Raw genomic sequence first — 12448 nt, 5'->3', positions numbered from 1 at the left:
TCAACTATTTCTTTTGGAAGAATACAAATATAAATAAATCTTAATTACTATTTGTATTTTTTAATTAAAATGGGCTTAGCCCAATAACGAGTGCAAGTAAAAGCAACTAAAATTATAATTGCTAAATAATTTGAAATTATAAAAGCATAACCTAAAGAATTTTCAATTATGCCAAAATATTGAAAAATAAAAACTACTGGTAGACGAATAAGCCATAACCTAATAAAAATAACAATCATTGCAATTTTTGTCCTGCCAGATCCAATAAGTCCCCCAAAAAATACTTGCTGCAATCCATATCCAAAAGTACCGATAGTTGTTAACAATAAATAATTATTAGCATAATTTAAAACTTCTAAATCATTTGTAAACAACCTCAGTATAAACTGTTTATTAACAATAACAATAGAATTTATTATTAATAAAATTGATAAAGAAATAAAAAACCCCTTTTTCAAAACTTCTCCTACCCTATTGATTTTCTTAGCACCAAGATTTTGACCAACAATTGAAATAATTCCGGTACCAATTCCCATAGCAGGAAGAAATAAAAAAGAAATAATAGTATTTGTAAGTCCATACGCCGCTAGAAATTTAGGACTAATCTCAATAACTATATAATTGAAAATAAAAAAAGACAACGAAACCATTATTTGCCCAAAAGTTGAAGGTAATCCCAGACTAACAATTTCTTTAATGGATCTTATATCTATCACTAAGTCCTTTGGATGAATTTTTAATCCATAATTTAGTCTGTAAGTCAAAAATAAGTAAAAAGCAACTGTTAACAATTTTGAAAACAACGTGGCCCAAGCAGCCCCAGTAATACCCATATTAAAATCAAATATTAAAATTGGATCAAGAATAAAATTAACAATATTGGCAAATATAACTATTATCATTGAAAGGATAGTTTCTCCTTGAGCATTTAAAATATATGTAATTGAAATACTTAAAAACATAATAGGTATTCCAAAAATTGTCACATAAAAATAAACTCTTGAGAGTTCTTTAAGCTCACCTTTTACGCCCAACAAATCTAAAAGATGCTCAATAAAAAAAAAAGCACAAATAGTAACAAATAAAGATAAAATAAAGTTTAAAACAATAAGTTGCCCTGCATACCTTGAAAAACGAGAAAAATTTCCCTCTCCTATACATTTTGAAATCAAAGAAATGCTTCCTGTAGCCATTCCCATAGCAATAGCCATAATAAAAAAATTTACAGGACCAGCAAGTGAAAGCGCTGACAAAGGCATGGCTCCAAGCTTGCCAACATAAAACATATCAGTAAGATCATAAAAAGCTTGAATAATATTGGTTATAACAATAGGAAAACTTATTAAAAAAAGAACCTTATATAAATTGCCATTTAATATTAATTCTCTAGTCTTACTCTTATTTGTAGACATAAAATTTTATCCTTATCTAAAATATTTTTTATAAAAATCTAAACTCAAACTTATTCATTAGTAATAAAAAAGTATTTAATTTTAAAAATTTAAAATTAATATACAATGTCAAAACAATTAACAGTCAACATGTTATGCATTAAATGGCCAAAGTACAAATAAAATCTATTAACCTACCACACTAAAAAAATCATAATCAAAAACAGAAAAATTAAAATCAGATATAATAAATAATAAAAATTTATTAATACTTCAAATCACAGCCGAACTAAATAAAATAACAAAAAAATCCCAATAATAAAAATTAATGTAATATATTTTCATTCATAATTCAACATCTTAACGCCTTATCTTTATCTTTTCTTAAAAAAATTTTCCATAAATCATGCACATATAATAAAGTCTAACACCAAGCTATTGGCTTTTAACTTTTTTGATTTTTGCACCCAAATTAATTAATTTGCTAGCTACATCTTCGTATCCTCTTTCAATTTGATAAACATTTTGAATCTCGCTGCGACCTTCAGCAACAAAAGCAGCAATAAGAAGAGACATTCCCGCCCGTACGTCCGGAGAAGACAAAATATTACCTTTAAGAGAAGATTTGCCCGTAACTACTACACGGTGTGGATCACAAAGCACAATTCGAGCACCCATTTTTATTAATTTGTCTACAAAAAACATCCTAGATTCAAACATCTTTTCAAAAACCAAAACTGTGCCTTCTACTTGAGTTGCAGTGACTATAATAATGCTCATAAGATCTGTTGGAAAGGCTGGCCATGGACCATCATCAATTTTTGGGATGTGTCCACCAAAATCTAACTTAACTTTTAATTCTTGTTTATCTCTTACATATACATTTTTCCTGTCATATTCAAAATTAATGCCAAGTCTTGAATATACATGCCTAATTAATCTGAAATGTTGAGGATCTGCTTTTTTAATTTCCAGCTCACCCCCTGTTAATGCAGCAAGGCTAATTAAAGAGCCAACCTGCATAAAATCGGCTCCTATTCTAAATATGGTTCCACTTAATTTTTTTACACCCTTTATTTCTAAAATATTCGAACCAATTCCCAAAATATTAGCACCCATTGAATTTAACATATTACATAAATCTTGAACATGTGGCTCACAAGCAGCGTTTATAATAATAGTATTCCCCTCAGCAAGAACTGCGGCCATAATGATATTTTCTGTGGCTGTAACAGAAGCTTCATCTAAAAACATTTCAGCTCCAATAAGCTTTTTAGCCCTTAAAACAATCCTTCCATCTTTTGTGCTTAAATTGGCTCCCAGCTTGCAAAGCCCATAAAAATGAGTATCAAGTCGCCTCTTTCCAATCACATCTCCTCCCGGAAGAGCCATATCTATTTTTCCAAATCTAGAAACAAAGGGTCCTAATAAAAGTATGGAAGCCCTAATTAAATCCGTAAGAGAGGAATCTATTTCTGTTTTTACAATATTTAAAACTTTGATTTTTAAAGTATTTCCTTCTCTTACAATATCTGCCCCTATATCACTTAAAATATCTAAAACAACTTTTACATCATTAATATTAGGAATATTTTCTAAAATAACCTCTTCATCGGTAAGCAAAGCGGCCAAAATACAAGGCAAAGCAGCATTTTTATTCCCACTAGCTGTAATTTTACCACCTATCTTATAACCACCTTCTACAATATAACTATGCATCAAACATCCTCCTATAAACCCAATAAAATTAAATCTCACAGACAAGATTATTAAAATTTAAAGAACATATGAAAATATAAATATCAAACAATATCCATATCTTTTAAACTTGATTTATAATCTATATATTTATATATTCTCTAACAGTCTCTACAAAAAAAGAATGCCCATTCTCATCGATATCAATTAAAACACCGTTAAAGCCAAGGCCCTCCCAAGATTCATCAAATCTCTGATTTAAAAATCCTTTTAAAAATTTATCCGCCTCTAAATTAGGAACATATCCAATAACGCTGTCCAAACTCCCAACTCTACCCAAATCAGTTATAATAGCAGTATTGTCTAAAATTCTCAAATCAGCTGTTAAAATCCTTTTCCCGGTTCCAAGACAAGCACTAACTCTTGATTTTAGATAAAAAAACAAAGCATTAACTTCCGCCGTAGTATTTGAATCAAATAGAACAATAATATTATTTGTTTGCATTTTAATTCTTTGATAAAAAAAATCAAAACTATAAAAAGGATGATTAAATTTATATTTAGTTATTCCTGTTTGGCCTACAATTCTAATTACAGCCAATTTTTTGCCATTAATATTATAAATAAAATAAGAATATCCTTTTAATTTTGCAGGACAATTTAAAGGTTTTAAAATAAAATTATATTTATCAAGATCATCAGACAAATCAGACCTTGCGAAAGCATTTTCACCCAAAGTCAAAACATCAATTCCATACTTTTTTAATAAAAAGGCATGTTTCTTGCCAAGACCCCTTAAGCCTGTAGTGAAATTATTACCAGATATTACAAAATCAATCCTTTTTTCTACCTTAAAAGATGATAAAAAGGATTTTATAACCATAATCCCGGCTTTACCAACAACCTCGCCAGTAATTAAAACCCTTAAAGACACAAAGCCTCTCTTTTTATTGATCTAGTTCAAACAACTTAATAAGCAAACTTCTTACAATAAAAATTGACACAAAATACCCCACTAAAACAGCAAAAACAATCATCATGAAAATCAACATAAATTGCAAATAAGGCTTTACAATAATGCTAAATTTAACAACTAAAAGAAATTCTAAAAAGAAAATAAAAAACATTAAAAATAAGTTCATCAACATGCATAAAATAAAACCCAAAATCTTCATTTATTAAGCACTTTTCTTTTTATAAAAAAATCATAAACCAGAAATAAAATCATTCCTACAACAACATAGCTATCTGCAAAATTAAAAGTAGGCCATCTATCAAGTCCAAAAATTCCATAAAATTTGAAATCTAAAAAATCTACAACTCCAGAGGGTCTAAACAATCTATCAATAACATTTCCCACTCCTCCTGAAAAAATTAATAAAAGTGAAATTCTGGCAATATAATTTCTCTCTTTCAAAGAAAGATAAAAAACAAATATTAAAATGAAAATAGGCATTGCAAGAAAAAAAATTTTTTTCAAGCTATAATGAATATTAGAACCCATAGAAAATAAAATACCTGTATTTCTTACATGTATTATCCTAAAAAAATCATCAAAAAAGGAAAAATATATTGAACCCAATTTAACATACTTTGCAACCAAATACTTAGAAAGTTGATCAAAAAAAATTAAACTAATAATAAATATAAAAATATTGAAATATTGCTTACTTCTAGCGCCCATACAAAAATCCTTATAAATTAGTATCTTTACAAATAAATTTAACCTCTAAATCTTCTTGAATTTTAAAATCTTCCATTAATTTAATTAAACCAAAAGTTTCAGTAAAATAATGACCTGCAAAAATCAAGTTCACGCTGCATTCTTCTGCTAAAGAATATATTTGATGAGAAGTATCTCCGGTTATAAACAAATCTACATCATGATATAAAGCTTCTTCAAAAAAAGAGTATCCAGAACCACTAACAATCGCAACCTTATTCACTGACTCTTTAAACTTTTTCGAAAAAAGAATATGTTTATTTTCCTTTTTAATTTTTTCTAAAATTTCAGAAAAGCTAAAAACAGAATCAGCAATAATTCCTAGATTAAACCCCCCATAATTTGCAAAATTAAAAGGATTTTTTAATCCTAAAAAATCTGAAAACACTTTGCTGTGCGAATAAACAGAATGAGCATCCATAGGTAAGTGTACCGAATAAAGAGCTAAATTATTTTCAATCAAAAATTTCGTTTTATCATACATATTAGAAACAATGCGCTCTTTTTTTGACCAAAAAATACCGTGATGGGTAATTAAAAAATCATTTCCTTTTGCTTCTTTTAAAGTTGAAAAGCTAGCGTCAACAGCAAAGGCAACCTTGTTAACCTCGGCATTAAGATTTCCTACTTGAAGTCCATTTAAATTTTTATCAACATGCTCATACTTATTTATATCAAAAATTGAATTAAGCTTAAAAGACAAATCTCTTACGTTCAAATTAAATTCTCCAAATTAAAGCATAACTTTGATTTTCTCTTAATCTTCTATAAGAATAAAGATTTTTCAAGCAATACGTACAAAGCTTTGAATTATAAACATTTAAATTAAAACTAGAAAGTAAATTTAAATTAAAGCTAGCATTGTCAAAGTATATTTTACCATCTCTTGTGACAAAAGAAGCATTTAATAATCCTTTACTAAATTTATTACTTACTTCTTTTAAAAAAAAATCAGAAACCTCATAACAGCAAGATCTGTTATAAGGCCCAAAAACAATTTTCAAATCCTTAAAAGTTGATCCCATTTTTTCAAACATAAACAACATTTTCAAAATAATCAAATTAAAGCTTCCTTTATATCCACTGTGAACAAGTCCTATAATTTTTTTCACCGAATCATAAAAGTATATTGGAAGACAATCTGCAAAGTAAGCAACAAGAGCTACATCTAAAGAACTAGATATAAGGCCATCTCCTTCTTGAAAATTAATAAAATTATCTTCAACTTTATGAATAATATCAGTATGCAATTGCTTTAAATATTTTATTTTCTTAGACTTAGGAACAAAGTTTAAATTATCATTACTAAGTTCTTTTAAATTTAGATTAAAAGGCTTTTTAGTATAAATAATTTTAACATCATCGGCTATCCTAAATTCATAATAAAGTTCATGATCTATTGTTTTCATAACCTAAATTCTTCTCCTAAATAAAGCTTTTTGGCTTTCTCGCTCCTTATTATATAATCAACATCGCCTTCATCAAGCACTTGCCCCTGATAAACAATATAAGCTCTATCGATTATATCAAAAGCATCTCTTACATTGTGATCAGTAATAAGAACCCCTATATTTCTACCTTTTAAAATTTTTATTATATTCTTTATATCCCCAATCGCAATAGGATCAATACCGGCAAAAGGTTCATCTAAGAGTAAAAAATGGGGATTTACAGCCAAAGCTCTTGCTATCTCTGCTCGCCTTCTCTCTCCACCAGAAAGAGTATAAGCTTTTTGGCTTTGTATTCTTTTTATCTCAAATTCTTTAAGCAAATCCACAAGCTCTATCTTACGCTCAGCATTAGATAGATCCTCTCTTCTCTCTAAAGCAACCATAATATTCTCTTCAACTGTAAGTTCTCTAAAAATTGAAGCATCTTGGGGAAGATATACAATCCCTATTCGTGCGCGCTCATACATATTAAGAGATGAAATGTTATAATCATTTATTAAAACTTTGCCTGCATTAGACCTAATAAAGCCTACAATAGTATAAAATGTTGTTGTTTTGCCAGCTCCATTTGGACCAAGAAGCCCCACAACTTCGCCTTTATGAATATTAATCGTAATGCCATTAACAGCAACCTTTTCGCCATACTTTTTAATAATGTTGTCTGCTTTTAAAACAACATTATTGACAGAATCAAGGTTAAGACTTTCCTTAATCTCTTTTATTTTATTTTTTTTCTTTAGAAACATCGTCCTCAACTTGAGTAAACTCTCCCTCAACACTTCCCTCAAGTTTATACCTATTAGTTTTAGTATTAAAAATTATTCTTGAAGCAGAATAATAGTTGTCTTTCTGGTAAATTACTGGAACCCCCTCAAGAAGCATTTCTTTTTCTTCTTTATTATAAGTCCCATTCTCAGCTCTTGCAAAAGTATCGTCCTTATATATTTTAACAGAATATTGCATAATATAAACATTAGCCTTATTGCTGCCTTCAACCCTTTCCGCTTTAATAAGCATATTATTTTCTAGATCTTCAAGCTCAACCCCTTTTTGAAGATAAAAATTATCCAATTTTCTATTAAAAAACAAAAACTGGGCCTTAACATTCATCTTATTCTTATAATCTTCATAAAAAACATTGCCTCTAGCTTCAAGATAAGAGCCATTTTCTCCATAAATTTCAATTTCATCTGCTCTAAGCTTAAAACCTGACGAAATAACCTCTGAATTCCCTTTTAAAACAATTTTTTTATAAAAAGAAGACACTATTCCTTGTGCAAAGTCTGACTTAAAGGTAAAATTAGTACTTTTCTCATCGTTTCCCTTAAGCCCTTCAGATTTAAGACTGGATTCTAATTGTGTTGCTTGAATATTGTTAACAAAAATAATAAAAATCCATATTAAAATTAAATCCCTCAATTCATGATTCCTTTAACCCCAGAATCAAAATAAAAAACATTGCTCTTTAAAAAATAAGAAAATCCTTTTCCTTTTATTTTGCTATCATTGAATCTAATTAATACTAGCTCATTTGGAGGAGATTGCAATCTCTTGTCCTTATTCTTCCATAAAAGCCTATTTGAATTAAGCAAATAATAATTATTTTTATCTTCTATTTTCAATTCTACAGAATCTCTCATATCCAAATCCTTTGTAATATAAGAACCTTCCAAATTATTAAACTTCCCTGAAATTTCATTATCTAGCGAATGATATAAAAATCTTCCATTCTCTGCCTTATAAATTTTATAGTCATTAAAATAACTAAAACTTAAAGAATCTAAAACGGTTTGCTCTTTATTGTACACAATATCATAATACTTGATTCCTAATATTTGTATTGAAGGAAACTTTTTGGCCAAATCAGATCTATTAGAATATTCATCATAATTGAAAGTACAAGAAAAAAACAAAAACAATGAATATAGTCTAAGTATTTTCATAAATATTTTTCACAAGACTAAAAATTTTTTCTATTTTAATTGATAATCTATTAAACATAACAACATAACATTAAAAACTTTATCAAACAAAATTTATTTACATAATCAATTATAATGTAAAACATAAAACCAAGCTCAAAACACCATACTTAAGAACAATTTTCTGTATAAAAATACTACCAAAAATACAAAAATTAAAACAAAAGTACAAAAATTGTCCTTATTTTAGACTAGCATTAAAAGCAATTTAAAACTTATTACTTTAAAAAAATAGATTATCAAAATTAACAATAATAATGTTCAAATTCATCATCTCTTTTGTAGCTTAAAATTTCATTGTCTTTAAACCAAATTGGTATTTCGCGAATTGCATCTACTTCATTTGCAGATGCATGAATCACATTGTAAATTGAAAAACCTTTTTCATTTGAATACTTAAAACTATGATAAGAAAAATCTCCTCGTATTGTTCCGGGAATGGCTAATTTTGGCTCAGTAGCGCCACAAAGCTTCCTAACGACCTCAATACTTTCAACCCCTTCAACAACAAATGCAAAAACAGGGGAATTTGAAATAAATTTAATTAAAGAATTCCAAACCGTCTCACTATGCCTAAAGACAATATCATCATATAAATAGTGTTTTTTTGCTAAACTCTCATCAACAATAAGCATTTTAGCAGCCACAATTTTTAAACCCACTCTTTCAAATCTAGAAACTACATCACCAATTAAGCCTCTCCTAACTCCATCTGGCTTAATAATACATAAAGTTTTTTGCAATAACATTGACATAAATCCTCCTAAAATTTAGGACATGTATTTAAAAATAATTAAATAAATAAAAATACTTATTCAATACAAAAATTATATCTGATTAATTAAATTTATATGGAATACTACAAGTTGTAAAACGCTTAATATTATATTGAAAAATCAAAATATAACCTTTAAAAATTAAAAACTACATTCCAAAAGGAAGAACCCCCATAGTTTTTAATTTTATCTCTTCTTTAACCTTAGAAACAGCATCATTTAAAGCAGATTTAACCATTTGTTCAAAAGCATCCTTGTCTAAATCATCAAAAAATTCCTTATTGATTGAAACTTTTTTAACATTAAATTCGCCATCCATCTCAATAGCAACAATATTGCTACCAGCTTTGCCACAAACCGTAATTTTAGAAATTTCCTTTTTAATATTGTCAATATTACTCTTAACGCTAGACATATTTTTCAAAAAATCTAACGGATTTACTGCCATATTTTTATTCCTCCAGAACTTCACTTGCTCCAAAAATATTTTTTACAGTTTCTAATTTTTCAAAATCCTTTTCAAGGCTTTTAAAATTTTTCTGAAACACAATGCTTAAATTGGGAAATTCTTTATAAAATTCAGATCTTATCTCACCTTTATAATTTTGAAGCTCATTATACTCAAACTCACTAAACACCTTATAATAAAGAATATTATCATCAATAACAACTTCTCCTGAATGAACTAAAGTTTGAACATATCTTGAAACAATATAAATAAATTTATCTCTTATATTAATAAAATCATTTGCTTTATTTGAATTATCATCTTCAATAAAAATTTCATCAATCTCATCAATACTATTGGTCTTTATAAGATTTTTATCAATTTTTGTTGACAAATTTCCATCAAAATTAGCTTCCTCTTTCTCTAAGGATTTGATTTCGGGAAATTCACATTTTAAGCTAGATTCTGCTGTAATAAAAGCCGAATCATCTTCGTTCTTATTATTTACCAAAGCATCAAAATTGTTTGAATCTACGGCAACATTTTCTAACAAATTGTCTTCAAGATTTTGAATTTGCTTTATTAAAACATGATTTGGAATATAATTTTTAAGCCTTAAAATTTTAATAAAATTAATCTCAAGCTCATATCTTGGATTAACCGAAAATTGCAAATCTCTGTAAGTTTCCAGCAAAACAACAATAATTCTCTCAAGATAGTTCAAATCAAACTCAATTAATTTCTTTCTCAAATTCTCAGATTTAATTCCAATAAACTCAAAATTTTTAATACCTATCTTTAAAAATAATGCCTCTCTAAAAAATTCGATTGAATCTAAAAGAAATTGCTCATAAGACACTCCAGCTGAAAAAATAGAATCAAGAACACAAATTAACTCTTTTATATCTTCGCCAAGAATGCTAACTGACAAATTCTCCAAAAACTCATCATTAGTTAAACCCATCTTAGATCTTATTTGATCTAATTTAATATTAGAATCAGTAAAAGAAACTATCTGATCAAAAAGAGTATAAGCATCTCTTACACTACCGCTACTTTTATATGCAATCCATTTTAAAGCTTCATCTTCATATTTAATATGATCTTCAAAACAAACCTTCTTAAGCATATTATAAATCTTTTCTAAAGATAAAAGCTTAAAACTAAAATGTTGACATCTGCTTTTTATTGTCTCTGGAAGCTTATGTGACTCTGTAGTGGCAAAAATAAAAACAATATAATTGGGAGGCTCTTCAATCGTCTTTAAAAGAGCATTAAAAGCAGAATTGGAAAGCATATGAACTTCATCAATAATATATATTCTATATTTAGAAATTGCAGGAGGAAACATTATCTCTTCTTTAATTTGTCTAATATCTTGGACTGAGGTGTTTGAAGCACCATCAATTTCAACAACATCAAGACTGCTATCATTATCAATAGATTTACAATTGCTGCATTCCCCACAAGGCATAACTGTCGGACCATTCTTGCAATTTAAGCATCTAGCAAAAGCCCTAGCTGATGAAGTCTTGCCAACGCCTCTTGGCCCTGAAAAGATATAGGCATTGGCTATTTTATTTTTCTCTATAGAATGCTTTAGAGTTTCAACAACAAAATCTTGCCCTTCAAGAGAGTTGAAATCTCTGGGGCGTTTCTTAAGAGCAGTGCCTCTTGAAGACGCCATTAACTTTTTACCTCCCTGTGCTTTAATAAGTAAAATACTAGTAAATATATACTATACAACATATTTATATCTCAGAACTATTACTTTAAAAGAATTCCCAAAGAATTTTATGAAACATAAAAAATATCTAACAAAGAAAAGGTTCCTAAAAATATACTAAAATTGAAAGTTTTAAAAAGATAAATCCATATCTTAACATAAGCAAAGCATTGTATTTTGGTTAAAAATTAAACCTAAGACTTACGTACTCATCAAAAAAATCGCTTACCGCTGCTACCTTCCAGTCCTGACGGGATTCAGCAATATTTGATAGTACGGGTCCTAGGAATCGGAGAGAATGGGATTCGAACCCATGATACATTTTACTGTATACACGCTTTCCAAGCGTGCGCCTTAAGCCACTCGGCCATCTCTCCAAACTAACAAACTTTTCGTGTCCAAGAGGACTTGAACCTCCGACCTTAAGAATCGCAATCTAACGCTCTATCCAACTGAGCTATGGACACATAAAATTAATCTTTATTGTAATAAAAATTACTATTTATTACAATAAAAACATTCAACAGAAAATGGAGAAGTTGATGAAAACTAAAATAATCATTTTTCTTTCAATATTATCTATTTTATCATGCTCTAAAAAAGCTTCAAGTGCAGTTAATCCTGAGCTCATAATTAAAACTAAAAATATTAAAGAAAATGAAATACTAAAAAACAATAATATTCTCCACATAGATGCAAAAATTCCTTTTATGGAAAACTCAAACTTTGAATTTGAAAATCTTATAAAAAAATGGAAAAAAGACATCGAAAATAAAATATCAAAACCCGAAAACTCAAAAAATGAATATTTTTATTTTTCCAGCTTTACAATATTTAAAAATGAAAATATTGGCATTACATCTATTTTATATAAAGAATCTTTCAAAGAAAAAGAATCAAGCACTTTCTTGAAATATTATTCTTTAAACTTAAAAGGAAACAAAAAAATAGAAATTTCAGAAATAATATCAAAAGATCAGCTAGACTCTCTAATAAACGTATTGAAAGAACAGCTAAAAAGCAGAATTAAAAATTTTTACGCTAAAGACAAACTCAATCCAAAAGAATTAGAAAAAAAATTCACAACAATCTTTCCAAGATATAAATATTACTTTAAAAATAACCAAATTATAGTTTTTTATGATTCATTCTCAATTGACTGTAATGACTGCGATAAAATTGAATTTCAATTCCCCATACATGAAAACACAGAAAATGAATATCGGCCCAACAAAAACCCTCAATCTTAATAC

Annotated in this window: 13 protein-coding genes, 2 tRNA genes, 1 other RNA gene and 1 pseudogene; 1 reads left to right on the top strand and 16 read right to left on the bottom strand. The window is 28.1% G+C overall.

The genetic code is table 11. The annotated features are described in order from the left end of the window. Positions 1-47 precede the first annotated feature (47 nt). From Bmayo_RS02390 to Bmayo_RS02315, 16 genes and pseudogenes are all read right to left on the bottom strand, one after another. Entirely contained in the window at positions 48-1412 is a 1365-nt protein-coding gene (locus Bmayo_RS02390) for an MATE family efflux transporter (protein ID WP_075552151.1), read from the bottom strand. A 414-nt stretch (positions 1413-1826) separates the two neighbouring features. Beyond that, a complete protein-coding gene (murA, locus tag Bmayo_RS02385) occupies positions 1827-3110 on the bottom strand; it encodes a UDP-N-acetylglucosamine 1-carboxyvinyltransferase (RefSeq protein WP_075552150.1) in 1284 nt (427 codons plus the stop codon). Between the two features lie 83 nt (positions 3111-3193). Further along, positions 3194-4023: pseudogene (locus tag Bmayo_RS02380) on the bottom strand (YmdB family metallophosphoesterase). Between the two features lie 13 nt (positions 4024-4036). Next, on the bottom strand, positions 4037-4216 hold the full coding sequence (locus Bmayo_RS02375) for a hypothetical protein (protein WP_083651419.1): 180 nt from the start codon (positions 4214-4216) through the stop codon (positions 4037-4039). Between the two features lie 44 nt (positions 4217-4260). Then, positions 4261-4773: a signal peptidase II gene (lspA, locus tag Bmayo_RS02370; protein WP_075552148.1), complete on the bottom strand. Its 513-nt coding sequence runs from the start codon at positions 4771-4773 to the stop codon at positions 4261-4263. A gap of 10 nt (positions 4774-4783) precedes the next feature. After that, complete coding sequence (locus Bmayo_RS02365) at positions 4784-5530, bottom strand: Nif3-like dinuclear metal center hexameric protein (protein ID WP_075552147.1); 747 nt, start codon at positions 5528-5530, stop codon at positions 4784-4786. A gap of 1 nt (position 5531) precedes the next feature. Beyond that, the gene (pgeF, locus tag Bmayo_RS02360) at positions 5532-6221 is read right to left on the bottom strand and encodes a peptidoglycan editing factor PgeF (protein WP_075552146.1); all 690 of its coding nucleotides are present in this window, start codon (positions 6219-6221) and stop codon (positions 5532-5534) included. Further along, the gene (gene lptB / locus Bmayo_RS02355; protein ID WP_075552145.1) at positions 6218-7009 is read right to left on the bottom strand and encodes an LPS export ABC transporter ATP-binding protein; all 792 of its coding nucleotides are present in this window, start codon (positions 7007-7009) and stop codon (positions 6218-6220) included. Before lptB ends, pgeF begins: the two co-directional genes overlap by 4 nt. Then, complete coding sequence (locus tag Bmayo_RS02350) at positions 6987-7682, bottom strand: LptA/OstA family protein (protein ID WP_075552144.1); 696 nt, start codon at positions 7680-7682, stop codon at positions 6987-6989. Before Bmayo_RS02350 ends, lptB begins: the two co-directional genes overlap by 23 nt. Further along, on the bottom strand, positions 7679-8206 hold the full coding sequence (locus tag Bmayo_RS02345; protein ID WP_075552143.1) for a hypothetical protein: 528 nt from the start codon (positions 8204-8206) through the stop codon (positions 7679-7681). Before Bmayo_RS02345 ends, Bmayo_RS02350 begins: the two co-directional genes overlap by 4 nt. A 284-nt stretch (positions 8207-8490) precedes the next feature. Continuing rightward, positions 8491-9000, bottom strand: coding sequence for a nucleoside-diphosphate kinase (locus Bmayo_RS02340; RefSeq protein ID WP_075552142.1), 510 nt, complete (start codon positions 8998-9000; stop codon positions 8491-8493). A 169-nt stretch (positions 9001-9169) separates the two neighbouring features. Next, positions 9170-9469, bottom strand: coding sequence for a nucleoid-associated protein EbfC (gene efbC, locus Bmayo_RS02335; RefSeq protein WP_075552141.1), 300 nt, complete (start codon positions 9467-9469; stop codon positions 9170-9172). Between the two features lie 4 nt (positions 9470-9473). Then, on the bottom strand, positions 9474-11156 hold the full coding sequence (gene dnaX / locus Bmayo_RS02330; protein ID WP_075552140.1) for a DNA polymerase III subunit gamma/tau: 1683 nt from the start codon (positions 11154-11156) through the stop codon (positions 9474-9476). A 229-nt stretch (positions 11157-11385) separates the two neighbouring features. Further along, positions 11386-11482, bottom strand: an RNA gene (ffs, locus tag Bmayo_RS02325) — signal recognition particle sRNA small type. A gap of 3 nt (positions 11483-11485) precedes the next feature. Continuing rightward, a tRNA-Ser gene (locus tag Bmayo_RS02320) sits at positions 11486-11572 on the bottom strand. Between the two features lie 16 nt (positions 11573-11588). Continuing rightward, positions 11589-11662, bottom strand: a tRNA-Arg gene (locus Bmayo_RS02315). A 75-nt stretch (positions 11663-11737) separates the two neighbouring features. Here Bmayo_RS02315 and Bmayo_RS02310 point away from each other — a divergent pair. Beyond that, positions 11738-12445: a hypothetical protein gene (locus Bmayo_RS02310; protein ID WP_075552139.1), complete on the top strand. Its 708-nt coding sequence runs from the start codon at positions 11738-11740 to the stop codon at positions 12443-12445. Positions 12446-12448 lie beyond the last annotated feature (3 nt).

The sequence above is a fragment of the Borreliella mayonii genome (assembly GCF_001945665.1).
Taxonomy (GTDB): domain Bacteria; phylum Spirochaetota; class Spirochaetia; order Borreliales; family Borreliaceae; genus Borreliella; species Borreliella mayonii.
The sequence above is the reverse complement of the archived record's forward strand: the minus strand, read 5'-3'. Positions and strand labels throughout refer to the sequence as shown.

Coding starts and splice junctions, on each gene's coding strand:
- Bmayo_RS02390 (WP_075552151.1), bottom strand. CDS start 1,412: ATGTCTACAAATAAGAGTAAGACTAGAGAATTAATATTAAATGGCAAT.
- murA (WP_075552150.1), bottom strand. CDS start 3,110: ATGCATAGTTATATTGTAGAAGGTGGTTATAAGATAGGTGGTAAAATT.
- Bmayo_RS02375 (WP_083651419.1), bottom strand. CDS start 4,216: ATGTTTTTTATTTTCTTTTTAGAATTTCTTTTAGTTGTTAAATTTAGC.
- lspA (WP_075552148.1), bottom strand. CDS start 4,773: ATGGGCGCTAGAAGTAAGCAATATTTCAATATTTTTATATTTATTATT.
- pgeF (WP_075552146.1), bottom strand. CDS start 6,221: ATGAAAACAATAGATCATGAACTTTATTATGAATTTAGGATAGCCGAT.
- lptB (WP_075552145.1), bottom strand. CDS start 7,009: ATGTTTCTAAAGAAAAAAAATAAAATAAAAGAGATTAAGGAAAGTCTT.
- Bmayo_RS02345 (WP_075552143.1), bottom strand. CDS start 8,206: ATGAAAATACTTAGACTATATTCATTGTTTTTGTTTTTTTCTTGTACT.
- Bmayo_RS02340 (WP_075552142.1), bottom strand. CDS start 9,000: ATGTCAATGTTATTGCAAAAAACTTTATGTATTATTAAGCCAGATGGA.
- efbC (WP_075552141.1), bottom strand. CDS start 9,469: ATGGCAGTAAATCCGTTAGATTTTTTGAAAAATATGTCTAGCGTTAAG.
- dnaX (WP_075552140.1), bottom strand. CDS start 11,156: ATGGCGTCTTCAAGAGGCACTGCTCTTAAGAAACGCCCCAGAGATTTC.
- Bmayo_RS02310 (WP_075552139.1), top strand. CDS start 11,738: ATGAAAACTAAAATAATCATTTTTCTTTCAATATTATCTATTTTATCA.